The sequence below is a fragment of the Kribbella sp. NPDC050470 genome, from assembly GCF_044458365.1.
Lineage (GTDB): Bacteria > Actinomycetota > Actinomycetes > Propionibacteriales > Kribbellaceae > Kribbella.
Window position 1 is genome coordinate 67,107 of sequence record NZ_JBITHV010000011.1, and the last position, 22,519, is coordinate 89,625.

At 69.4% G+C, this 22,519-nt stretch carries 21 protein-coding genes; 17 read left to right on the forward strand and 4 right to left on the reverse strand.

Going from position 1 to position 22,519, the window contains the following annotated elements; translation table 11 throughout:
• Positions 1–22 precede the first annotated feature (22 nt).
• The 4 genes from ACIBGM_RS31720 to ACIBGM_RS31735 form a co-directional block, all read right to left on the reverse strand.
• A complete protein-coding gene (locus ACIBGM_RS31720; RefSeq protein WP_396387624.1) occupies positions 23–1,345 on the reverse strand; it encodes a cytochrome P450 in 1,323 nt (440 codons plus the stop codon).
• Positions 1,342–2,754: an FAD-binding oxidoreductase gene (locus tag ACIBGM_RS31725; RefSeq protein WP_396387625.1), complete on the reverse strand. Its 1,413-nt coding sequence runs from the start codon at positions 2,752–2,754 to the stop codon at positions 1,342–1,344. Before ACIBGM_RS31725 ends, ACIBGM_RS31720 begins: the two co-directional genes overlap by 4 nt.
• A gap of 28 nt (positions 2,755–2,782) precedes the next feature.
• Entirely contained in the window at positions 2,783–4,159 is a 1,377-nt protein-coding gene (locus tag ACIBGM_RS31730) for a TrpB-like pyridoxal phosphate-dependent enzyme (RefSeq protein ID WP_360520472.1), read from the reverse strand.
• Between the two features lie 103 nt (positions 4,160–4,262).
• Entirely contained in the window at positions 4,263–4,757 is a 495-nt protein-coding gene (locus ACIBGM_RS31735; RefSeq protein ID WP_360520469.1) for a thioesterase family protein, read from the reverse strand.
• Positions 4,758–5,171: 414 nt separating this feature from the next.
• On the opposite strand from ACIBGM_RS31735, the gene ACIBGM_RS31740 reads away from it, so the two are divergent.
• From ACIBGM_RS31740 to ACIBGM_RS31820, 17 genes are all read left to right on the forward strand, one after another.
• On the forward strand, positions 5,172–5,726 hold the full coding sequence (locus ACIBGM_RS31740; protein WP_396387626.1) for a 4'-phosphopantetheinyl transferase superfamily protein: 555 nt from the start codon (positions 5,172–5,174) through the stop codon (positions 5,724–5,726).
• Positions 5,727–5,728: 2 nt separating this feature from the next.
• Positions 5,729–6,697: an ACP S-malonyltransferase gene (locus ACIBGM_RS31745; protein ID WP_360520619.1), complete on the forward strand. Its 969-nt coding sequence runs from the start codon at positions 5,729–5,731 to the stop codon at positions 6,695–6,697.
• Complete coding sequence (locus ACIBGM_RS31750) at positions 6,694–7,461, forward strand: 3-oxoacyl-ACP reductase family protein (protein WP_396387627.1); 768 nt, start codon at positions 6,694–6,696, stop codon at positions 7,459–7,461. Before ACIBGM_RS31745 ends, ACIBGM_RS31750 begins: the two co-directional genes overlap by 4 nt.
• 112 nt (positions 7,462–7,573) lie before the next feature.
• Entirely contained in the window at positions 7,574–7,861 is a 288-nt protein-coding gene (locus ACIBGM_RS31755) for a phosphopantetheine-binding protein (protein ID WP_360520461.1), read from the forward strand.
• Positions 7,858–8,373: a 3-hydroxyacyl-ACP dehydratase FabZ gene (gene fabZ, locus ACIBGM_RS31760; RefSeq protein WP_360520458.1), complete on the forward strand. Its 516-nt coding sequence runs from the start codon at positions 7,858–7,860 to the stop codon at positions 8,371–8,373. Before ACIBGM_RS31755 ends, fabZ begins: the two co-directional genes overlap by 4 nt.
• Before the next feature lie 11 nt (positions 8,374–8,384).
• Positions 8,385–9,407, forward strand: coding sequence for a glycine cleavage T C-terminal barrel domain-containing protein (locus ACIBGM_RS31765; RefSeq protein WP_360520455.1), 1,023 nt, complete (start codon positions 8,385–8,387; stop codon positions 9,405–9,407).
• A gap of 27 nt (positions 9,408–9,434) precedes the next feature.
• Positions 9,435–11,936 carry a beta-ketoacyl-[acyl-carrier-protein] synthase family protein gene (locus ACIBGM_RS31770; RefSeq protein WP_396387628.1) on the forward strand — a complete coding sequence of 834 codons (2,502 nt, stop codon included), beginning with the start codon at positions 9,435–9,437 and terminating at the stop codon, positions 11,934–11,936.
• A complete protein-coding gene (locus ACIBGM_RS31775) occupies positions 11,921–12,373 on the forward strand; it encodes a hypothetical protein (protein ID WP_360520449.1) in 453 nt (150 codons plus the stop codon). Before ACIBGM_RS31770 ends, ACIBGM_RS31775 begins: the two co-directional genes overlap by 16 nt.
• 2 nt (positions 12,374–12,375) lie before the next feature.
• Positions 12,376–13,161, forward strand: a complete 786-nt coding sequence (locus ACIBGM_RS31780; protein ID WP_396387629.1) for an SDR family NAD(P)-dependent oxidoreductase — start codon at positions 12,376–12,378, stop codon at positions 13,159–13,161.
• A gap of 31 nt (positions 13,162–13,192) precedes the next feature.
• Positions 13,193–14,101 carry an amidohydrolase family protein gene (locus tag ACIBGM_RS31785; protein WP_396387630.1) on the forward strand — a complete coding sequence of 303 codons (909 nt, stop codon included), beginning with the start codon at positions 13,193–13,195 and terminating at the stop codon, positions 14,099–14,101.
• Positions 14,098–14,364 carry a hypothetical protein gene (locus ACIBGM_RS31790; protein WP_360520443.1) on the forward strand — a complete coding sequence of 89 codons (267 nt, stop codon included), beginning with the start codon at positions 14,098–14,100 and terminating at the stop codon, positions 14,362–14,364. Before ACIBGM_RS31785 ends, ACIBGM_RS31790 begins: the two co-directional genes overlap by 4 nt.
• A 3-nt stretch (positions 14,365–14,367) precedes the next feature.
• Positions 14,368–16,194, forward strand: a complete 1,827-nt coding sequence (asnB, locus tag ACIBGM_RS31795) for an asparagine synthase (glutamine-hydrolyzing) (protein WP_396387631.1) — start codon at positions 14,368–14,370, stop codon at positions 16,192–16,194.
• A 35-nt stretch (positions 16,195–16,229) separates the two neighbouring features.
• Entirely contained in the window at positions 16,230–16,484 is a 255-nt protein-coding gene (locus ACIBGM_RS31800) for a ferredoxin (protein ID WP_396387632.1), read from the forward strand.
• A 34-nt stretch (positions 16,485–16,518) separates the two neighbouring features.
• Positions 16,519–17,796 carry a hypothetical protein gene (locus tag ACIBGM_RS31805; RefSeq protein ID WP_360520435.1) on the forward strand — a complete coding sequence of 426 codons (1,278 nt, stop codon included), beginning with the start codon at positions 16,519–16,521 and terminating at the stop codon, positions 17,794–17,796.
• The gene (locus ACIBGM_RS31810) at positions 17,793–19,268 is read left to right on the forward strand and encodes a carotenoid oxygenase family protein (RefSeq protein WP_360520432.1); all 1,476 of its coding nucleotides are present in this window, start codon (positions 17,793–17,795) and stop codon (positions 19,266–19,268) included. The genes ACIBGM_RS31805 and ACIBGM_RS31810 overlap by 4 nt, the downstream gene beginning before the upstream one ends.
• A 219-nt stretch (positions 19,269–19,487) precedes the next feature.
• Positions 19,488–21,848 carry a LuxR C-terminal-related transcriptional regulator gene (locus ACIBGM_RS31815; RefSeq protein ID WP_396387633.1) on the forward strand — a complete coding sequence of 787 codons (2,361 nt, stop codon included), beginning with the start codon at positions 19,488–19,490 and terminating at the stop codon, positions 21,846–21,848.
• Between the two features lie 12 nt (positions 21,849–21,860).
• Positions 21,861–22,388, forward strand: coding sequence for a hypothetical protein (locus tag ACIBGM_RS31820; RefSeq protein ID WP_396387634.1), 528 nt, complete (start codon positions 21,861–21,863; stop codon positions 22,386–22,388).
• Positions 22,389–22,519 lie beyond the last annotated feature (131 nt).

Genomic DNA, 22,519 nt, shown 5'->3' on the forward strand with positions numbered 1-22,519 from the left:
CTGCTTCCGGCCGTGTCGGACGTCATTTCGGCACGGTCCAGCGGATCGGCAGGTGCTTGATGCCGTTCTGGAAGTTGGACCGCAGCCGCACCGGCTCGCCGTCGGGCGCCACCTCGCCGAGCACTTCCAGCACCGCGCCGAACAGCGCCCGCATCTGCACCCGGGCCAACTGGGCCGCGATGCAGAAGTGCGGACCGTGGCCGAACGCGAGGTGTGGGTTGGGATCCCGGGTGATGTCGAAGGAGTCCGGATCGGAGAACACGGTCTCGTCTCGGTTGGCCGAGGCGAAGTAGACGACCACCTTGTCACCCTCGCGGATCTCCACATCGGCGAGCGAGGTGTCCTGCACCGCCGTGCGGCGGAACTGGGTCACCGGGCTCCACCAGCGCAGCATCTCCTCGACGGCCGGACCGACGAGCGAGCGGTCGGCGCGCAACTTTGCGTACTGCTCGGGGTGGCTGAGCAGCGCGTGCATGCCGCCGGGCAGTGCGTTGCGGACGGTCTCGTTGCCGGCGACCGAGAACAGCCAGAACAGCTTTTCGAACTCATCGATGCTGACCCGGCCGCCGTCGCTGTCGACCTGCTGCATGAGCAGCGACATGACGTCGTCTCCGGGGTGCTCGCGGCGGTACTGCGCCAGCTCGCGGGCGTAGGCGTAGAGGTCGGCCATGCCGGCGGGCAGCCGCGAGTCCGGCATCCGGCCGTTCTCGTCCGGATCGGGCCGGACCTGCAAGGCCCGGACCGCCATCTCGGTCGCGCCGGTGGTGTCGAATTCGCTGCTCGCCTGGTATTCGGCGTCCTGGACACCGATGACCCGGTTGCTCCAGTCGAACATCAGCCACCGGTCGCTCTCCGGCACGCCGAGAATGTCGGCGAGCGTCAGCAACGGAAGATCGGCGGCGATGTCGCGGGCGAAGTCGCAGCTGCCACGCTCGACGACGGCGCGGACCAGGTCGCGGGCATAGCCGCCGATCCGTTCCTCCAGCTTCGCGACCGCGCGTGGCGCGAACGCCTTGGTGAGCAGCCCGCGCAGTCGGGAATGGTCCGGCGGGTCCATGTTGATCATCATCTGCCGCAGCGGCGGCAGGAGTGGCGGGGGCGCGTCGTAGATCTGCGTGAGCCCCCGGCTGGACGAGTAGACCTGCGGCGACCGCAGCACGGTCTCCACGTCGGCGTACCGCAGCACCGCCCAGAAACCCGGTCCGGCCGGCCAGTTGTCGACAGATGGCTCGGGCACCCACACCACACCGTGCTCGCGCCGCAGCCGCCCCATCAGCTCGTGCGGTACGCCGGCAACGTAGGTGTCGGGGTGTACCAAGACCTCGGTACTCGTCGGCGCGTTCACGACCGGCCTCCGGCATCGCTCGCGGGCTTGATGTTGTGGTTGAAGCGGAACGTGTTGTCGGGGTCGTAGTCCGCCTTCACCGCGGCCAGCCGGCGCATCCGCGCGTCGTTCCAGAACGCGCTCACCCGGTCGGTGTCCTCGTCGTCGGTCACCAGGTTGAGGTAGGTGTCGCCCGATCCGAGCGCACGCAGGTCTGCACCGGCCTGCTTGGCCCAGGACCGGCAGCGGTCGGTTTCGGCCGGGTCGGTCCACTGGCCGAGGACGTGGATCAGCCAGCTCTCCTGCCGGTGGCTGAAGGCGGTCGCGTCCGGCGGCACCCGGGTGACCGCCGCGTTGAACGGGATGACCTCGATGATCGAGTGCCGGTCCGGCAGCGTGCTGCCGTACGAAGCCAATGTCTCGATCTGCTTGCTGCCCAGCTCGGGGAGATACTCGCCGGTCCAGTAGTGCAGGTTGCCGTCCGGGTTCAGCGGGTCGAGCATCTGCTGCACCATGACGTACGGCATCGGATAGACGAAGTTGAGCACCGGCGATCCGAACTCCTGGACCGGCTTGACGACCTGCTGACCCTGCTCGGGCGGGCCGGCGTACCGCAGGAAGATCCCGATCAGCCGGCTGCCTCGATGCTCCTCCGGTATCACGTCCAGCGGCGGGGCGAACTGGAAGATCGCGTCCGCGCTGAGCTCCTCCGGCGCGTCTGCGATGAAGTCCCGCAGGAACGCGAGCACCTCGGGCGCCTGGTCGACAGGGTAGGCGACGAGACCCGCCAGGATGGTCGGTCCCACCGGGTGACAGCGGAACTCGAACGAGGTCACGACGCCGAAGTTGCCGCCGCCACCGCGCAGCGCCCAGAACAGCTCCGGGTGGCTGTCCGCGCTGGCGGTGACGAGGCTGCCGTCGGCGGTCACCACATCAGCAGACAGCAGGTTGTCGCAGGTCAGCCCGTACTTGCGCTGGAGCATCCCCATGCCGCCGTTGAGGGTGAGGCCCGCGATCCCGGTCATCGAGACCTGACCGGTTGGGGTGGCAAGACCGAACAGCTGGGTGTCGCCGTCGAGGTCGGCGAGGGTGGCGCCGCCCGCGACCCGCACGCTCGGGCCATTCGGGCCGGCCGGGTCGACGCGGACACCACGCATCAACGACAGGTCGACGAGCGCGCCGCCGTCACAGGTGCCGTGCCCCGCGACACTGTGGCCGCCGCCACGGATCGCGACGGGCAGGCCGTGCTCGCGAGCGAACTGCACGGTCTTCACCACGTCGGCGACGCCCTGGCAGCGGGCGATCAGCGCAGGCCGGCGGTCGATGATGCCGTTGTAGACCCGCCGGGCGCGGTCGTAGTCGGGATGGTCGGGTACGACCAGCTCACCGCGCAGAGCCATGTCCAGCTGGTCGGTCGGTAGGTGAGTCATTCGAGAGCCTCCCAGAACGGTGGTGGTGTCAGCGGGGTGAGACGACGGGGAGCTGGCTCAAGAAGACCTCCAGCTGCTCGTCGGACAGCTCGTCGTCGGTGATCTCTCCGGCTTGGAACGCGGTGTACGCGCCGAGGTCGAAGTGCGCGTGGCCGGTGACGAGCACCAGGATCGCCTGCTCGGTGCCGGTCTCCCGGCAGCGGACGGCCTCGTCGATGCAGGCGGCGAGGCCGTGGGTGGCCTCGGGCGCGGGCATGATCCCCTCCGTGCGGGCGAACAGCAGGCCGGCCGCGAAGCATTCGGTCTGCGGCTTGGCCACCGGCTGGATCAGCCCCTTGTGGACGGCGTACGAGACAAGCGACGAGACACCGTGGTAGCGCAGCCCGCCGGCGTGGATCGCGGCGGGTACGAACGAGTGGCCGACGGTGTACATCTTCATCAGCGGCGTCAGGCCTTCCATGTCGCCGTAGTCCCAGGCATAGCGGCCACGGGTCATCGCGGGGCAGGCGGTCGGCTCGACGGCGACGATGCGGACGTCGCGGGTGCCGGTCAGCTTCTCGCGCAGGAACGGAAAGGCCAGCCCGCCCATCGACGAGCCGCCGCCGACACAGCTGATCAGGACGTCGGGATAGTCCTCGGCCAGTTCGAACTGCTTGAGCGCCTCCTCGCCGATGACGGTCTGGTGCAGCAGAGTATGGCCGGCGGTGCTGCCGAGCGCGTAGCCGACGCTCTCGTCGGCGAGAGCGACCTCGACCGCCTCGCTGACCGCCAGCCCGATACTGCCGAGCGGCTTGCTGCCAGGCGGCTCGGCTGCCAGGGCCTTGCGGCCGACGTCGGTGTGCGTGGTCGGGCTGCGGTGCACGGTCGCGCCGAACGCCTCCATCATCGTCTTGCGGTAGGGCTTCTGGTCATACGACGCACCCACCCAGAAGACCTCGCACTCGACACCGAACTGGGCGCAGGCGAAGGCGAGCGCAGTACCCCACTGGCCGGCGCCGGTCTCGGTGGTGAGCCTCTTGATGCCCTGGGCGGCGTTGTAGAAGACCTGGGGTACGGCGGTGTTGACCTTGTGCGAGCCGGTCGGGCCGAGCCCTTCGTACTTGTAGTAGATGCGGGCCGGCGTGTCGAGCTCGCGTTCGAGGTTGCGGGCGCGGTAGAGCGGGCTCGGCCGGAACCTCCGGTAGACGTCGCGCACCTCGTCGGGGATGGCGATGAACCGCTCGGTCGAGCCGTCCTGGCGCAACAGCTCGGCCGCCGACAGCGAGCCCATCTCGGCGGCCGACATGGGCTGGTGGGTGCGCGGGTGCAGTGGCCGCGGCGGGCGCTCGGGCAGGTCGGCGACGATGTTGTACCACTGGGTGGGAATGTCGTTCTCGTCGAGCTGGTACTTGATCTGGCCGCTCATCATCATCCCTGTCGTCGGGCCGCGGGTGTTTGTCCGACCGATTTTGGCGAAGTCGTCGGTGTTTGTTGGCCTGCAGTTCGCTTTCGCTGAGCTGTATAAAATCTCAGCTCACTGTCTCGCTGGTGACGGCCAGTGGTCGCGCGGGGTTTCCCTGGCGTACTTGCTGGCTGCTGAGAAATGCCTCGAACTTTTCATGGAAGGAATCCGGCGCCCGCATGCGGAGACCCTTTTTCAGGTCGACCAACGCATGGCCGGACTTTGCCTCCGCGATCAGCTGGCCGCCCCTTTTGCGGTAGATCTCGTAGTAGCAGTCCAGTCGCGCCGTGGGCGTCGTCGCCCAGGTGCGGATCAGCAGGTCGTCGAGGTAGAGGGCGGGGCTGTGGAAGCGGACGTGGAACTCGGTCGTGGTGATCTGGTAGTTCCAGTAGTCGACCCCGGCTGCCAGGGCGAACGCCTCCCGGCCAAGGTCGCACCATGCCATGTAGTTGCCGTAGTAGGCATGGCGCTGACCGTCGCACTCCGACCATCGCACCCGGGCGGCCGTCTCGACGTACCCCCAGCGCATCACTCGAGGCGCTGTCTCGACCCAGCGGGGCATAGACCGTCATTCCTTCCAGTCGGTGTTCACGGTTCACGCGGTCACGCGGTTCACGTGCCGGCCAGAGCATGGTGATGGTCACGTCAGCTCTGCGCGAATCTCGCCGGGCCCCAGGCTGCTGGCCGGATAGTTGCGGTGTCAAGGTGTACGCCGGATCGTGGCTGATTACTGCTATCTCGGGTTTGGTCGCCTGCGGTAGATATTTCAACCTGATTTTGGGCCGGCCGGGTCACTGACCAGAATTGGATTCCTCGCATTTCGTACCAGCTAGGATCAGCCAATGCCGGAGAAGTCCTTGACAGGTCAGGTTCGGCATTCGTAGCGTCGGCGCCGTCCCCTACGAATATGTTGTGGTCGAAATTCTTCGCCTAACTGTCGGTGCGCCGAAAACAGGTGCGTGTTGGGAGCTTATTCATGAGTCGTTCAATCGGCGCCCGCGATCCGGGCACAGTGGCCTGGGAGGACGGGTTCGCCGCCACGGCGGGTGAGGTGCTGACGTTGACACGGGTGCCGGCCGGGCAGTTGTGGGGTGCCGGAGTCGACGTCATCGACCACGACCGCTTCGCGCTTGCGATCCGGCGTACCGGTCCCGCATTACTGGGCCGCGTCTTCGACGACAGCGAGCGGTCCGGTACGGACGAATGTCGTGACGGCAGCGCACCGGAGCTCGCGCGGCTGGGTCGCCTGTTCGGCATCAAGGAAAGCGTCGTCAAGGTCGCGGGTGGTCTACCCGCCGGTGCCGGCTATCGCGACATCGTGGTCGGGGAGGCCGGCGACGACGGCGTCCGGACGATCGAGTTGCGCGGTGAGCTGGCCCGCTGGGCCGGACGCCACCAGGTGACGTTGATCGGTGGTGTGCTGCCCGCCGGCCGGGTGCTGCCTACCGGCGATCCGTCCACGCCGCACCTTGACCTGTGCTGGGCAGCCGCGACGTCTGGTGGGTCCGAGGCAGCGGGGGTGGCACGGTGAGTATGAGAGACGGTGCGGGCGACAGCGCGCGGGGCACAGCGTTCGTTTTCCCCGGGCAGGGAAGCCAGCGGCCTGCGATGGGTCGGGAGCTGTCCAGGTGTGGCGAGCAGGCACGCGCGCTGATCGACCGTTCGGAGGAGCTGTCCGGCGTGCCGGTCGGTGAGCTGATGACCCACGCGGACGCGGCGACCCTGGCCGATCCCGAGGCCGCGCAGCTCACCATCTTCGTGTGGTCGAGTGTGCTGACTGCGGAGCTCGCCACAGCCGGGTTCCGGCCGGTCGCGGTGGCCGGACACAGCCTCGGCGAATACTCGGCGCTGGTCGCGGCCGGCTGCCTCAGCTGGGAGTCGGCACTCGTCCTCGTGGCCCGCCGCGGCCGGGCGATGGCCGACGCCGCGCGCCGGCAACCTGGCGCTATGGCCGCCATCGTCGGCCTCTCGACGGACCAGATCACCGAGCTCTGCCAGCAGCGCGCGGACGGTGCGGGCGTCGTCGTCCTGGCGAACATCAACGCGGCACGCCAGGTGGTGATCTCCGGGACCAGCGCGCAGGTGGAGGAGGTAGCCGACGCCGCGCGGTCCGCCGGAGCGCTCCGGGTGAAGCGGCTGCCGGTCGGCGGCGCGTACCACTCGCCGCTGATGGCCGAGGCCGAACGAGAGCTCGCTCCGCTGATCGCGGCGGCCGACCTGCGCCCGCCGCAGGTGCCGTTCGTGTCCAGTGTGACCGGGACCGTCGTCGACGACATCGAGCGGTACCGGCAGCTGCTCGCCACCCAGATCACTCACCCGGTCAGGTGGTCGGACACGGTCGAGACGCTCGGCCGGACGGGCGCGGGCATCTTCGTCGAGGTCGGCCCGGGCCGGGTGCTCACCGGGCTCGGCCGGAACATGCTGCGAGCGGCCGAACACCTCGCTGGAATCGAAGCCCTGGGGACTCCCGTCCGGGCCGTCGCGGCGGGGCAAGGGTCATGAGCGCGGCCACGAGCACGGCCACGAGCATGGACGGACGGGTCGTGCTGGTGACCGGCGCCACGAAGGGCATCGGGCTCGGCATCGCGATCGACCTGGCGAAAGCCGGCGCCCGCGTTCTGCTGAACTACCGCCGCGACACCGAGCAGGCCAAGGAGGCGCTCCGCCAGGTTCGCCAGCACCAGCCTGACGCCGAGCTGGTGCAGGCCGACATTGCGCAGGCGGCCGAGGTCGACAAGATGTTCCGTCAGATCCGCGCCGATCACGGCCGGCTGGACGGCCTGGTCAGCAACGCCGGGATCGCCAACGACGGCTATGCCCTGATGATGGGCGAGCAGAAATGGCGCACGGTCGTCGACACGAACCTCACCGGATCGTTCCTGGTGTGCCGGGCGGCCGCGCGGCAGATGGCGTCGCAACGTTCCGGCGCGATCGTCGCGGTGGCCTCGACCAGCGGCGTGAACGCCCCCCAAGGGCAGGCGAACTACGCCGCGTCCAAGGCGGGCCTGCTCGCGCTGGTCCGGGTGCTGGCCAAGGAGCTCGGCAGCTACGGCGTACGGGTCAACGCGGTCGTCCCCGGCTTCATCGACACCGCGATGACCCGGTCCATGCCGCAGAACCAGCTCAACGCCTTCGTCGAGCGCGTACCGCTGGGCCGGATCGGCGCACCCGACGACGTCGCGCCGGTGGTGCGGTTCCTGCTCGGTGCCGAGGCGGCGTACGTGACCGGAGCCTCCGTCGTGATCGACGGCGGCCTGACTTGCTGAGCCACTGACCTGAGCAACTGACCTGAGCCACTGACCTGAGCCACTGACCTGAGCCACTGACCTGAGCCACTGACCGACATTCCGACACTGGACCCACGACAGGAGAAGCCACATGGTGGCAACGCTGGAAGAGACGAAGCTGGCGGCCAAGGCCCGCCGGGAGCTGTGCGGCGAGGTGAAGCACCTGCTGGTGGACCGGCTCGCCCTCTCGGTCGATCCCGACAAGATCGGCGACGACCAGCCGCTGTTCGGGCGCGGACTGGAGCTCGACTCCATCGACACGCTCGAGCTGGCGATGGCGGTCGAGGAGAAGTTCGGCGTAGTGATCACCGACGACGACACCGAGAGCCTGCTCTCGCTGAACCGCCTCGTCGACCACGTGGTGGCCAACCGATCATGAGCGTCCCGGCCGCAGACCAGCAACTGGCTGCCGACGGTCGGCCGGCCAGCCTGTCCGCCGACGACATCGCTCGGCTGCTCCCGCATCGGTACCCGTTCTTCCTGCTGGACAAGGTGGTGTCGGTCGAGCCGGGCGTCCGTGCGGAGGCGATCAAGAACGTCACGTCGTCCGACCCCGTGCTCGCCGGGCATTTCCCTGGCCGAATGCTCTATCCCGGCGTCCTCCTGGTCGAATGCGTCGCCCAGCTGGCCGCCGTGATCTACGGCAGCGCGGCGGCCTCGCGGGCCACCGGAGAGCTCGTCGCCGACGTCGCGGACCGGGTCGGTTACCTCGCCGAGATCAAGCAGGCGAAGTTCCTGGGCACGGTGCTGCCCGGCGACCAGGTGATCGTCCGCGCCCACACCGGACCTCGGATGGGCAGCCTCATGTCGGTGACCGGACAGGCGTCGGTCGGCCGTGACGTCGTGATGACGACTCGGCTTGTCGTGACCGAACGGAATGAAAGCGAATGAAGGAGAGTACGATGCAGAACGTCTATTCCGACACGGTCGCCGAGTACGAGCTGCTGCGCGGCGCGTGCGGTCTCGTCGACTACACCGGCATGGGCCTGGTCCGGGTCGCTGGACCCGAGGCGGCCGCGTTCCTGGGACAGGTCTCGACCCGCAGCGTCGACTTCCTGCTCGAGGGGCAGATCTCGGCGTCCCTGCTGTTGACCCAGGACGGCACCGTCGTGGCCGAGGCGCTGATCCACTGCCGCGGCACCGACTACCTCGTCGAGGTGTGGCCCGCGCAGGCCGCCGCGGCGGTGGAGCACCTGACCGCGGCCGGCGCCGCCGGGACCCACGACGTGACCGTGCAGGAGGTGTGCGACGAGTTCCGGGTCTACGGCATCGAGGGTCCGCAGTCGCCGGCGATCGCGCAGAAGTTCCTGCCGTTCCCGATCTCGTCCATGTCGTACGCCAGCTTCGTCACGGCGCCGTGGCGCGACGACCTGGAGCTGCTGCTGAGCCGCACCGGCGTCAGCGGCGAGTACGGCTACAAGCTGCACGTCCCGGCCGCCGCCGGCGTTGAGCTGCGCGAGCACCTGCTGAGCCTCGGTGCGTCCGAGGTCGGGCTCGACGCGCTGGACGTCTGCCGGATGGAGATGCGGTTCGCCAACCTCGAGCAGGAAGCCGGCGGAGCGACGCCGTTCGAGATCGGCCTGCAGTGGATGGTCGACTTCGGCCACGAGTTCACCGGCAAGGAAGCCCTGACTGCGCACTGGAACGCCGGACCCGCCCGGCGCCCGGTCTGCTGGATCGCGGCCGACGGGCTCGACGCGGCACCCGACGCCGGCACTCCGCTCGCGATCGGCGGCGAGCAGCTGGGCGCCGTCACGCACGCGGTCTACTCGCCGCGCCTTTCCCGGGTGATCGGCACCGCGCGAGTCGAGTCCGAGGTGGCGGCAGCTGGGCTCGAGTTCACGCTCGACGAGCTCAACCACCCGGTCCAGACCGCCTCCGCGCCGTTCCTCGTCGCGACCAGCTTCGGCGTACCGCTCGAGTAGCGGCACCCGCCGCAGGAGGAGGAACCCATGAACAGCAGGAGCGGCACGGGCAGCAGCCAAGCCGATGAGACAGTACCGCCCACAGGCGTCGCCATCACCGGCGTCGCGATGACCTGCGCGCTCGGCGCGGGCACGGAGTCCGTCTGGACCGGAGTACGCGACGGTGCGACCGGGATCGGCCGGACCCGCCGCCTGGACACGTCCACTTTGAGTTGCCAGTACTCGGGCGAGGTCGCCGACGTACCGGTGCCGCCGCGTCGGGGCCGGGGCCGGGTCGACCGCGCGATCGGCCTTGCGCTGGGTGCGGCGGCCGAGGCCGTCGAGCACGCCAAGCTGGACATCGGCTCGTTCGACCCGTACCGGGTCGGCATCGCGATGGGTACGTCGGTCGGCGGCCTGGACGCGGGGGAGCAGTACCACTGGGAGTTGCTGCGCGGCGGTGGCCGGGTTGACGCCGCCTCGAGGCACCACCTGCTCGTCTACCCGCTCTACACCTCGACCGACGCGGTGAGCACGGCGTTCGGGCTCAAGGGTCCGAAGGTGGTGATCTCCAACGCGTGCGCGGCCGGGGCCAACTCGATCGGCTGGGCAGTCGACGCGATCCGCGACGGCCGGGCCGACGTGATGCTGGCCGGTGGCGTGGACGTGCTCGACATCCTCTCGCTGGCCGGCTTCGACAGCCTCAAGGCGCTGGACGAGCAGCCCTGCGCGCCGTACTCCCGCAGCAGCGGCCTCAATATCGGTGAGGGCGCGGCCATGCTGGTGCTCGAGTCCGAGCAGGTCGCCCGGGAACGTGGAGCACAGGTTCTGGCCTACGTCCTCGGCTATGCGCTCACCAGCGACGCGCACCACGCGACAGCACCGGATCCGGTGGGCGGCGGTGCATCGCGCGCGATGCGCCGGGCATTGGAGCAGGCCGGCTTCACGCTCGGCGATGTCGACTATGTCAACGGTCACGGGACGGGTACGCCCGCCAACGACAGCGCCGAGCGGAAGGCCGTCATCGCACTCTTCGGCGCGACCGGCGGTCCGCCGATGAGCAGTACCAAGTCGCAGGTCGGGCACATGCTGGGTGCGGCCGGCGCGCTGGAGGCCGCGGTGTGCGCGATGGCGTTGCACGACCAGGTGCTGCCGCCGACGGTGAATGTCGACGAGGCGGCGCTGCTGGACAGTGCCGGCGCCAAGCCGACGTACGACATTGTGGCGAACCAGTCCCGGCCCGCCGAGATTGACGTCGTGGTGTCGAACTCGTTCGCGTTCGGTGGCAACAACTGTGCGCTCGTGCTGGGTCGTGCGCCCGGACCGGCTCCGGCCCGGCCGGACCGGCGGGTGGTGCTGACCGGTGCCGGAGTCGTCTCGCCCATCGGCCTGGGGCGCGACGGGTTCCTCGCCGCGCTGAAGGCGGGCACAGTCGGCATCGGACCGGCGACGGGCGTCGACACCAGCCAGGCCGCGAGCCAACTCACGGCGGAGATCAGCGATCAGGACTACCGGCGCTGGATCAACCCGGCGTACGCCCGCCGGCTCGACCAGCTCGGTCTGCTTGTCCTCGCCGCGACCCGGAGCGCCTTCTCCGACGCGGGCTATCAGATCACCCGGCAGAACGCCACGCAGGTCGGCATGGTCTTCGGCACCTACACCGGACCGCTGGAGACGGTGGCGCAGCTGACCGAGACGATCGGCACCGAAGGTCCGCACCGCGTCAACCCGCGCCTGTTCCCCAACTCGGTGATGAACGCGGCACCCGGTCACGCCTGTCTGTCACTGCAGATCAAGGGCCCGCTGTCGACGCTCGCGATCGGCTGCGCGTCGGGTGTCGCGGGCCTCGGCTACGCCACGGACCTGGTGCGCCGCGGTGAGGCCGAAGTGATGGCGGCGGTCAGCGCGGACGAACTCACGCCGCTGCTCCATCTCGGCTACGACCACCTGGGACTGCTGGCGTCGGACGAGGTGCGCCCGTACGACCGCGAGTCCAGCGGATGCGTGCTGGGCGCGGGCGCGGCGGCCCTCGTGGTGGAGTCGCTGGAGCACGCGCAAGCGCGGGGAGCAACGATCCTCGCGGAGATCCGCGGCCACGGCGGCACCGGCGACGCATACCGGGTCGCCGGCAACGAGCCGTCCGGCGACGCCTGGGCGCAGTGTCACCGCAACGCGCTGGCCCATGCGGGCCTGACCGCGGGCGACGTCGGTGTGGTGTACGGCGACGCCCGAGGGACGGCGGCGATCGACCGGGCCGAGGCCCAGGCGGTCGGCGCGGTGTTCCCGGCCAACTCGACGCGACTCGCCAACCTCAGCGGGCAGGTTGGTCACATCCACGCCACGACAGCGCTGATGTCGGTGCTCAGTGCGGTGGAGAGCATGCGGACCGGTTGGGTTCCGGCGATCACCGGGCTGCGCGATCCGCTGCCGGGGCTCGAGGCGTACGTCGGGTCGGACCACGACCCCACGGGCCGAGCCGCGCTCGTGACAGCGGCGAACTGGGGCGGCACGTATGCCTCGGTGCTGCTGACCCCATGGCCGTCACAGTGAACCCGGCCGGGGCTGCCCAGCATCTCGACGGGGAACCCGCTGACGACTCGGCGGGCCCGGCGGTCCTGTACGTGTCCGCGATGCGGGCGCCGACCGGATCACCCGGACATCCAGGCTGGCGCCAGTTGGTGAGCCCGGCCGAGCTGGCGTACTGCCTCGAGCTCGGCCTGGTCGGCGAGCACGTGGCGGCGCGGGTGGTGGCGAAACGCGCGATCGCCGAGGCGCTGCGCTGGCCCGGACCGGTGCCGTGGTCAGGCATCGAAATCCTGCGGATGCCGCCCGGCGGGCCGACGGTCCGGTTGAGCGGCGCGGTCGAGCGGTGGCGACGCCGAATGCGGTTGCCGGTGCCGCGGGTCTCGCTCAGCCATGCCGCGGGGTACGCCGCCGCGCTCGCCTGGCTGCCGGGGCGCCGAGACGACGTGGAGGCCGGCTGGTGAGGGTGGACACGCCCGCAACCGACCCGTCGGCGCGGACGACCCGGCTGGCGGGCCGGATCGCCCTGGTCTCCGGCGCGGCCAGCGGCATCGGCCGTGCCGTGGCGGAGATCCTGGTCGGCGCCGGCGCGGGCGTCGTACTGGGCGACATCGACCGTGGCCGGTGCGAGGCGGTGGCCAAGGAGCTCGGTGCGGCCGATCTGCCGGGCCGGGTCATTGCGACCGAGCTGGACGTCACCGATGCCGGAGCCTGGTCCCGCTTCACCCGGACCGCCCGCCGGCACTTCGGCTACCCCGACCTGCTTGTCAACAACGCCGGCGTGCTCGGGATCCATGGCCTGGAAGGCGTCACTGACTCCGAGTGGAACCACGTGGTCGACGTCTGCCAGCGCGGCACCTGGCTGGGCCTGCAGGCCGCGGTGCCGTGCATGCATCTGGCCGGTGGCGGCGCGATCGTCAACGTGTGCTCGGTGTTCGGGCAGATCGGCTCCGGTGCGGCGTTCGCTTACCACGGCGCCAAGGGCGCGGTCGGGGCGATGACGCGGGCCGCAGCGGTCGAGCTGGCGCCCGCCCGTATCCGGGTCAACGCCGTGTCGCCCGGAATGGTCGAGACGCCGATGACCACCGGTCTGCCCCAGCAGTTCGTCAGCGACTTCGTGGCCGCCACGCCGATGGGGCGGATGGCAACACCGCGCGAGATCGCCGCCGCCGTGCTGTTCCTGCTGTCCGACGACGCGTCCTTCATCACCGGGACCGACCTGCTGGTCGACGGCGGATATGCGGCCCGATGAAACCCCTGAGTAGGACGAGGAGGTGACCGCGATGATCGACGACATCTTCGTCATCGACGCCACGACGCATACGTACAACCTGTCCGACGCCAACCTGCTCGGCCCGGCCGGCCGGCCCGGCAGGCACGCGATCGTTTTCCGCAACGACGAGCTCGCGAAGCGCTGGCCGCAGCGGTTCCTGACCTATGCGGGCGTGAATCCGGTCGACGGGCCCGACGCGTGTGTCGCGTCGCTGACCGATCAGCTCGACCGGCTGCCCGGCACGATCGGGCTGAAGGTCTACCCGGACGCCGGCACGCCCGACCGCAGCTGGCGGATGGACGACCCGGCGTACGCGCCGTTGTTCGAGCTGGCAATCGAGCGGGGCTTGAAGGTGGTCGCCTGCCACAAGGTGGTGCCGAACGGGCTGGTCCCGCTCGAGCCGTACCGGATCGACGACCTCGAACGCGCGGCGATCAGCTATCCGCAGCTGTCGTTCGAGATCGTGCACGCGGGCCTGCCGCCGTTCGTCGACGAGGTGACGATGGCGCTGACCCGCCTGCCGAACGTGTACGCCAACCTCGAGATCACCTCGGCGTTCCTGGAGCGCGGCTTCGGCGTGGTCGAGGAGGCGCTGGCGGCCTTCATCGGGTTCGCCGGCGTCCACAAACTGGTGTACGCCTCGGGTGGAATGCATTTCCATCCGCAGCCCATCATCGAACGGTTGCTCGGCTGGGAGATCTCCGACGAGCTGCTGAACCGCTACCGGATCGAACCGCTGACCGCCGCCGACCGGGCCGCCATCTTGGGCGGCAATTTCGCGCGCATGGCCGGGCTCGACGTCGACGAGCTCCGCAACGGCATCGCCGACGACGAGTTCGCCCAGGCCCGCCGCGACGGTGGTCGCCGGCCCGCCTGGACCCACTGGCGTGAACTAGTCCCCGAGTCGGTGACCGCATGACCGCCCCCGTCTCCCGACGAGTGAACGGCAGGACGACGGCGGCAGGCGAGACAGTCGCGTACTGCCTGGCCGTCGCGACCATCATGCGGGCGATCGAGCACCGGGTCGGCGAGATCGGCGGCGTCACCGACGTACGGGTCGAGATCGATCAGGACGCTCAGTGGTCGCCAGACCTGATGACGGCGTACCGCCGCGACCGGCTCGCTGCCCATCGCGCCGCGGACCGTACCGAACATCGTGTGACAGACCTGGGGAGGTTGTAGGGCATGTGCGGCATTACCGGATGGGTCGACTGGGAGCGGCGCCTCGCCGACGAGCCGGGCGTCCTGCAGGCCATGACGGACACGCTCGCCTGCCGTGGCCCGGATGCGCGGGGAACCTGGCTCGGCGAACACGCCGTGATCGGTCACCGTCGGCTGGCCGTCATCGACCTGGAGGGGGGAGCGCAGCCGATGCTCGCGTACCGGCAGCCGGGTGGCCGGCCGGTCGTCCTCACGTTCAGCGGCGAGGTGTACAACTTCGCCGAACTGCGGAGCGAGCTGCAGTCCCGAGGCCATCGCTTCACCACCAGGTCGGACACCGAGGTCGTGCTTCGGGCCTACCTCGAGTGGGACGCGGACTGCGTCGAGCGCCTGGACGGGATGTTCGCCTTCGCGGTCTTCGACGCCGAAGCCCAGCGGCTGCTGCTCGCCCGAGACCGGCTCGGCGTCAAGCCGCTCTACTACCACCACTATCCCGAAGGCATCGTCTTCGGTTCCGAGCCCAAGTCGCTGCTGGCGAGTCCGGTGTTCGATGCTGCGCTGGACGACCAGGGCGTGCTCGAGCTGTTCGCGATGTTCGGTACACATACACCGGGCAGCGGTGTGCTGCGCGACCTGCGCGAGCTGCGTCCCGGCACGTTGCTGGAGTTCGATCGAAACGGCGTCGAGACCCGCACCTACTGGAGTCTTGCCAGCGCGCCGCACACCGACGACCTCGACACCACGGTCGAGACTGTTCGCACGCTGCTCGCGGACGCCGTGACCCGCCAGCTCGTCTCCGACGTACCACTGTGTGCCCTCGTGTCCGGGGGCCTCGACTCCAGCCTCATCGGTGTGCTGGCCGGCCGCGCGACCGGAGCCGGATCGCTGTCCACCTTCGCGGTCGACTTCGCGGGCAGCGCCACCGACTTCCGGGCGGACGCGAACCGGCCCACCCTGGACGCGCCGTACGCCCGAACCCTGGTTGAGCACATCCGGTCGGACCACACCGACGTCGTGCTGGACGTACCCGACCTGCTCGGCACCTTCGAGCGCGCCACTCGCGCGCGCGACCTGCCCTGCCTCGGTGACCTCGACGGTTCCTTGTACCTGCTGTTCGACGCGATCGCGGGCCGCTCGACGGTGGCGCTGTCCGGTGAGTCCGCGGACGAGGTGTTCGGCGGCTACGCGTGGTTCCACGACGAGCAGGCAGTGGCCCGGAACGGGTTCCCCTGGAACCTCGACGACACCGGGTTCGCCAACGTCCTGGCGCCGGGGCTGAAGGAACGGTTGCGTCCGCAGGAGTACGCGGCGGACCGGTACGCCGAGGCGCTCGCGGAGGTGCCGCGGCTGGCCGGCGAGGACGGCTCCGATCGGCGGATGCGCGAGGTGTCGTATCTCGCGCTGACCCGTTTCCTTCCGGTGCTGCTCGACCGCAAGGACCGGATGAGCATGGCGGTCGGGCTGGAAGTCCGGGTGCCGTTCTGCGACACCCGGCTGGTGGAGTACCTCTGGAACGTGCCGTGGGCGTTCAAGGCGATCGACGGCACGCCGAAGGGCCTGCTCCGGCGGGTCGCCGCCGACCTGCTGCCGCGCGAACTCGTCGACCGGCCCAAGACGATGTACCCGACCGTGCCCGATCCGACGTACGACGCGGCCGTGCGCGCGGCGGCGAGGGCGCTGCTCGCCGGCGACTCGGCCATCGGGCCGCTGCTGGACGTCGAACGTGTCACCGCCCTGGTCGACGGCGACAGCCGGCGTCCGGCGTGGATGCAGCGGATGGCACTGGCCTACCTCACCCAGATCGAGCTGTGGCTGCGGCAGTACGAGGTCAAGCTCATGGTCTCGGTGTGAGTGATGGATCACCGGCGAGCAGGAGGGGAGGTCGCATGGCCAGGTGGAAGGTGACGGTCGACCCGGACGCGTGCACCGGAAGCGGGTTGTGCCTCGGCACGGCACCCGACCACTTCGAGTTCGGCTCGGACCGACGGTCGCGGCCGCGCGCAGCGCTGGTCGACGCGAGCGACCCGGACGACGATGCGGCGACGACGATCGCCGATGCAGCGGAGTGCTGCCCGATGGCGGCGATCACCATCGTCGACGCGGACTCCGGCCGGCAGCTCCTCCCTGAGCCGGCCGAGTGAGATGGAAGACCAGCAACCTGATCAGGAGGTTTTCGTGCGACCTGTTGTGATGCTCCTGGTGGGTACCCGGGGGATCCGGATCACCGACACCGTGCAGCACCTACGGCCGGTCGGCGATGTCGTCGTGGTCACCAGTACCGACATCCTGAACGCCCGGGCCGATCGGCTCGACGACGACCTACCGGCCACTGTCGCCGTCGCCGAACACAGCGACGGCCTGATCGACCATGCGGTGGCGCACGCGACCCAGTATCCGGTCGACGGCGTGCTGACCTTCTCCGACGACCTGGTCGAGGCGGCGGCCGTGGTTGCAGACCGGCTCGGCCTGCCGGGACAGCCGCCCGAGACCATGGCGGCCTTCCGCGACAAGTACGTCCAGCGCAGCACGCTGGCCGGCGCGGGCGTTCCGACGCCGCGCTTCTTTCGGCTCGCGAGCGCCGACGACGTACCGGCGGCCCTGGCCGAGGTCCCGTTGCCGGCGATCCTCAAACCGACCCGGGGGAGTGGTGGCGCCCTGGCGTCCATCATCACCGCGCCGGACCAGCTGGCTCGTCGAGTGGCGGAGGCGTTCGACGACGCGGCCCGGGCCGGTGGAGCAGTGGACCCGGGGACCGCGTTCATCGTGGAGGAAGTGCTGGTTGGCGACCCTGGAAGGGCGACACCCGGCTTCGCGCCGTACGTCAGCGTCGAGTCGGTCGCCGTCGACGGCGTGGTGACCCACTTGGCAGTCACTGACCGGTTCCCGACCGCGCCCCCGGTGCTGGAGACCGGCATGATGCTGCCGTCCGGACTTGGTGCCGACCAGGTCGCCGACGTGCTTGCGATGGCCGATCAGGCGCTCGGCGCGCTGGGCTTCTCCTGCGGCCTCGCTCATACCGAGCTGATGCTCACCGCCGACGGACCGCGCATCATCGAAGTGAACGGTCGCGCCGGCGGAGCGCTGCCGTACCTGTTCCCGATGGTGTCGGGCGTGAACCTGATCGCCCGGGCAGGTCAAGCGGCGCTGGGCATCGACAACGGCGACCTGCCTTCGTTCACCGGGCACGCGGTGTTCGTGAGTCCGCAGCATCCGGTCGGCGTTGAGATCGAGAAGGTCGAAGGCCTCGACGAGGTTGCCGCGCTACCGGCAGTCCGCGCGGTCATTCCGATCTCGGTCAGGCCAGGGCGCACAGACGCGTACCGAGACACCCTCATCGCCGCGATCCTCGCCACGGTGTCGACGCCGGACGCGGCCGTCGAGGTGTGGCGGGAGGCGATGGCTCTGGTACGACCGCAGTACGCCCCATCGACAGCTTCGGAAGTGACCGCATGAGTGGACGTGACGCCATGGGTGGGGCCGACGCACCGCCGCACACGCCGTACGCCATCGGATTTGCCGACCTCGACAATGAGGTCACCATCGATCAGTTGCCGGTGGAAGGCGACCTGCCCGAGTGGTTGTCCGGCACGCTGGTCCGCAACGGCCCGGCCCGCTACGCCGCCGGCAACGGACGGTCGCTGCGGCACTGGTTCGATGGCCAGGCGATGCTGCACCGCTTCGAGATCGCGGGTGGCGCCGTGTCGTACGCGAACCGGTTCGTCGACACGCCCAACTACCGATCGCTGCGCGACAAGGGCCGGATCGGATACACCGAGTTCGCGACCGATCCGTGCGGCAACCTGTTCAGCCGTTTCTTCACGCGGTTCTTCGGCGGGCCCGGTGTCAATCCGGCGGTCAACATCGTGGATTTCGATGAGTCCGCGGCGGCGGTGACAGAGACGCCGCTGGCGGTCGAGTTCGACCCCGCCACGCTCGCGACGCTGCGGGTCACCGACCAGCGCGACGGGCTTACGGGCGCTGTCACGACTGCGCATCCGCACGCTGACCCGACCACCGGCTCGCTGGTCAACTACCTCCTGAAGTTCGGCCGGCGCAGCAGCTACCAGGTGTACCGGCAAGACGCCGATCAGCGCGGTCGCCGGCTCATCGGCTCGGTCCCTGTCGAGCAGCCAGGCTATGTCCACAGCTTCGCGATTACCCAGCGATATGTGGTGCTGGTCATCTTCCCGCTGGTTGTCAATCCGCTGTCGCTGCTGCTGTCCGGCCGGCCGTTCATCGAGAACTACCGTTGGCGGCCGGAGCTCGGCACCCGCATCGTGGTGATCGACACAACTGACGGCAGCACCCGCGGGAGCTACCAGACCGAAGCCTGCTTCGCGTTCCATCACATCAATGCCTGGGACGACGGCGACGCGGTCGTCTTCGACCTCTGCAGCTACCCGGACGCGGGTGTTGTCGATGCGCTCTACCTCGACTCGCTGCGGGGCAACCGTGGCGTCCCGCTCGCCGTGCCGACCCGGTTCCGGGTCGAGCTCGCGAGCGGCACCGTGACCCGCGAGGCCTTGGCCGACGAACCGATGGAGCTGCCGAACATCGCCTACGCGCGCTGCAACGGCCGCCCGTACCGGTTCGCGTACGGCGTCGGCGCTCGTGACCGTAGCGGGCACAACTTCATCGATCAGTTGGTGAAGCTCGACACCACGACCGGCACCACCGAAAGCTGGCATCAGGACGGCTGCTACCCGGGTGAGCCGGTCTTCGTCGCGATGCCCACGGACGCCGCCGAAGACAGCGCCGCAGAGGATGCCGGTGTCGTACTGTCGGTCGTCCTCGACACGAACAGCGGACGGTCGTTCCTGCTGATCCTGGCCGCCGGAACCTTCGCCGAGCTTGGCCGTGCCCACGTTCCGCATGCGATACCCTTCGGATTTCACGGCAGGTACACCCGCACGTCGAAGCCGTGAAACGGCCTGGCGAGCTGAACCTGGCGTTTTCCCAGCATTCACAGACGCGATGCACACGAGCGTTGGTGACGGGCAGCGGCCGAGCCTAGTGTGAAGGCGCTTCAGCAGTTCCATCTGTTGTGCGAAATGGGAGGGACTTTGGCCGGGGGGCGTAGTACGACTGGTGAGGATCGGCAGGACGGGGACCGGCAGGTCCCAGGCTTGGGACGCTCGCCTGCCATGGAGACGGCGTCCGCGGCGCGCTGGGCGGCAGGCCTCCATTCGCCGACACTGCTCGTCGGTCGCGACAGCGAACGGGCCGCTCTGCAGCGGATCATCCTTGGCTCCGCCCGGCTCGTCACGCTGACGGGATCAGGCGGTACTGGGAAGACCCGGCTCGCGCTGGCCGTCGTCGGCGACGTACGGTCAGGATTCCGCGACGGCGTCTGGCCGGTGGAGTTGGCCCCGCTGTCCGAACCCACCCAGGTCGCCGGCGCTGTCGCGGCTGCGTGCCGTGCCGTCTCGGAGAGCGACACCCAGCCTGCGATCGATCTGCGCGACCGCCTGCGCGACCGCGAGTTGCTGCTGGTGCTCGACAACTGTGAGCATGTAGCCGACGGGGTGGCCGAGCTGCTGCGCTTCCTGCTACCGGACTGCCCCGGTCTGAAAGTGCTCGCGACCAGCCGGCAAGCGTTGCAGATCTACGGGGAGCGGTTGTATCCGGTCCGGCCGCTGTCCCTGGTCAGCTCGCTGCACGTGCCGCTGGCCGAGATCGCGGAGATCCCGTCCATCGCGTTGTTCGTCCAGCGGGCCCGTGCCGTCGTACCGGACTTCTCGCTCACAGCGGAGAACGTCGGCGACGTTGCCGAGATCTGCCGGCTGGTCGACGGACTGCCGCTCGCGATCGAGCTTGCCGCGACCAGGCTTGGGCTGTTCAGTCCCCGCGCGCTGCTTGCACGGTTGCGCGACGGCATCGACATCCTGCGTCGAGGACTCGCCGACGTGCCGCCGCGCCAGCAGACGATGCGGGCGGCCATCCTGTGGAGCTACCAGCTGCTGACCGAGCCGGAACGCAAACTCCTCACCAGTCTCGGGGTCTTCGTCGACGGGTTCAGTGTCGCCGCCGCGATGGCGGTCGCGCGGCTGCCCCAGGACCGTGTCGAAAACCTGCTGGAATCCCTTCTGGACAAGGGGATGCTGGCAGCGTCGGTCGGCGTCGACGGTGAGCCCAGGTTTCAGCCACTGCATACGATCCAGGCGTTCTGCGTCGAACGGCTCCGTGACACCAGCGACGAAGAGGTCGTGCGTAGCAGGCACGCCGACTACTTCGCTGGATTGGTAGCCAAAGCGGAGAAGGATCTGGCCGGTGGGCGGCACGCGGCGTGCATGGCGCGGCTGGTGTGCGAACAGGCCAACCTGCGAGCCGCGTACCGGCACCTGAGGGCCCGCGGTGACGCGAACGGCGCGCTGGCCTTCGCCACCGGACTCTGGCGGTTCATGTTCGGACAGGGGCACCTGCGCGAAGGCCTTCGGCTATTGGAGGAAGCGCTGGGTGACGAGTGCGTCCGCACGCAGGACCGGCGGCACGCGGACGCGTTGCACGCCGCCGGAACGCTCGCGATGGCGGTTGGCGACTATGTGGCCGCGGAGGCCTACCAGCGTCGGGCCGTGGAGGCCTACCGCGCCCTCGGGGAGGTGCCTGGATTGGCCGCGGCGCTCAATCATCTCGGCAACCTGGCCCGGATCCGGGGTGATTTCGCCGCAGCCCGCAAGCTGTGCGGGAAGAGCCTTTCGCTGTGGCGGGAGGCCAAGGATCGGCGTGGTGCGGCGGTGGTCCTGATCGACATGGCGATGATCTCCCTGAGCCGCGGTGACGTGGCGGCGGCCGACGAGGCCGTGGGTTTCGCGTTGCCGTTGGTGGAGGCGCACGGTGACGAGCGGAGCGCCCGAAGCGTTCGCGCGCTCGCGGGCCTGATCGCCTTCCGGCGCGGCGACCAGCAGGAGGCGGAACGTACCTGCCGGGCCGCCGCGGCCGGTGTCGTGGACATGGGTACGCACCCTGATACGCCGTTCGCGTTGGAGGCGCTGGCCTTGGTACTGGCCGGTCGCAAACAGCCAGACACCGATCTGGCTGCCGTGCGCTTGATCGCGGCAGCGAGCTCCGTGCGGGCGGAGACACACAGCTATGCATGCGCGGAGGTCCTCCCGTACGTCGATCGTGCGTTGCAGAACCTGCGTGGCCGGCTCGGCGATGTCGCGTTCGACAACGCCTGTATTGCCGGCAAGACTCTGCCGCTCGGCGCCTTGCTCGACGAGCGGGTGGGTGTGGTCGAAGCTCCGGCGCCTGCCAAGGAAGCGGGCGCCGGCGAGGCGGCCGACGCGGACCAGAGGATGGCCGATGCACTGCTCGAGGCCGCTCTCACGGCGCGGGAACGCGAAGTCGTCGTCCTGGTCGCCGAGGGGATGACCAACCGGCAGATCGCCAGCACCTTGAAGATCTCGGAGTGGACGGCAATCAACCACGTCCGGCACGCGATGCGGAAGCTGGGTGTGCCATCCCGGGTTCACGTCGCCCAGTGGGCCACCCGGCAGCAACTGTGAGAGCACATCGCTGTGCGCGCGACCCCCGAGGGAGCGCTGGTCGAGTTCGTTGACACCTACAGTAGGGAACGCACTATGTGGCATACCGTGTTCATCGTGCTGCACGCCGCCTCCGGAGTGGTTGCATTCGGCACCGGTTGCGCTGCAGTCCGGCGACAGCCTCTGTTTCCGTACTATTTCTGGTCGCTCGCGCTCCTGGACATCTTCATGGTGATCTCGGTCGCGGTCGGGTGGCGCGACATGAGCACGACGTCCCAGGTGGTGTTCTCGGGGCTCATCGTGCTGGGCGGATACATGATGTGGCGCGGCATCCAGGCCTCGCGTACGCGCCCGGTGGACGGCGGCCCGCCGTCCGGTGCGTATCTCGAGCACCTCGGGTTCACGCTGATCGCGTTGTTCGAGGGTTTCGTCATCGTGGCGGCGATCGATCTCGGCGCGCCTGCGTGGCTGGTGGTCGTCCTCGCGGTCGGCGGCGTCGTCGGCGGCCACCTCACCATCAGAAACCTGAAGACCCGGCTAACTGTCCCCGAAGCTGTGTGACTGCTGCGTCCGCAGCCGCAACGCCAGCCGAGCTGAGGATTTCGTCCAGTGGAGACCGCCGACCGGTGACGACACCACGTTGGGCATCGTCGACGAGACGGCCATCAAGGTGGTCGATGGCACCGTCGAGG

Excerpts from the sequence above, each read along its gene's own strand:
- ACIBGM_RS31725 (WP_396387625.1), bottom strand. The coding sequence starts at position 2,754 with ATGACTCACCTACCGACCGACCAGCTGGACATGGCTCTGCGCGGTGAG.
- ACIBGM_RS31730 (WP_360520472.1), bottom strand. The coding sequence starts at position 4,159 with ATGAGCGGCCAGATCAAGTACCAGCTCGACGAGAACGACATTCCCACC.
- ACIBGM_RS31735 (WP_360520469.1), bottom strand. The coding sequence starts at position 4,757 with ATGCCCCGCTGGGTCGAGACAGCGCCTCGAGTGATGCGCTGGGGGTAC.
- ACIBGM_RS31740 (WP_396387626.1), top strand. The coding sequence starts at position 5,172 with ATGAGTCGTTCAATCGGCGCCCGCGATCCGGGCACAGTGGCCTGGGAG.
- ACIBGM_RS31745 (WP_360520619.1), top strand. The coding sequence starts at position 5,729 with ATGAGAGACGGTGCGGGCGACAGCGCGCGGGGCACAGCGTTCGTTTTC.
- ACIBGM_RS31750 (WP_396387627.1), top strand. The coding sequence starts at position 6,694 with ATGAGCGCGGCCACGAGCACGGCCACGAGCATGGACGGACGGGTCGTG.
- ACIBGM_RS31755 (WP_360520461.1), top strand. The coding sequence starts at position 7,574 with ATGGTGGCAACGCTGGAAGAGACGAAGCTGGCGGCCAAGGCCCGCCGG.
- fabZ (WP_360520458.1), top strand. The coding sequence starts at position 7,858 with ATGAGCGTCCCGGCCGCAGACCAGCAACTGGCTGCCGACGGTCGGCCG.
- ACIBGM_RS31765 (WP_360520455.1), top strand. The coding sequence starts at position 8,385 with ATGCAGAACGTCTATTCCGACACGGTCGCCGAGTACGAGCTGCTGCGC.
- ACIBGM_RS31770 (WP_396387628.1), top strand. The coding sequence starts at position 9,435 with ATGAACAGCAGGAGCGGCACGGGCAGCAGCCAAGCCGATGAGACAGTA.
- ACIBGM_RS31775 (WP_360520449.1), top strand. The coding sequence starts at position 11,921 with ATGGCCGTCACAGTGAACCCGGCCGGGGCTGCCCAGCATCTCGACGGG.
- ACIBGM_RS31785 (WP_396387630.1), top strand. The coding sequence starts at position 13,193 with ATGATCGACGACATCTTCGTCATCGACGCCACGACGCATACGTACAAC.
- ACIBGM_RS31790 (WP_360520443.1), top strand. The coding sequence starts at position 14,098 with ATGACCGCCCCCGTCTCCCGACGAGTGAACGGCAGGACGACGGCGGCA.
- asnB (WP_396387631.1), top strand. The coding sequence starts at position 14,368 with ATGTGCGGCATTACCGGATGGGTCGACTGGGAGCGGCGCCTCGCCGAC.
- ACIBGM_RS31800 (WP_396387632.1), top strand. The coding sequence starts at position 16,230 with ATGGCCAGGTGGAAGGTGACGGTCGACCCGGACGCGTGCACCGGAAGC.
- ACIBGM_RS31810 (WP_360520432.1), top strand. The coding sequence starts at position 17,793 with ATGAGTGGACGTGACGCCATGGGTGGGGCCGACGCACCGCCGCACACG.
- ACIBGM_RS31815 (WP_396387633.1), top strand. The coding sequence starts at position 19,488 with ATGGAGACGGCGTCCGCGGCGCGCTGGGCGGCAGGCCTCCATTCGCCG.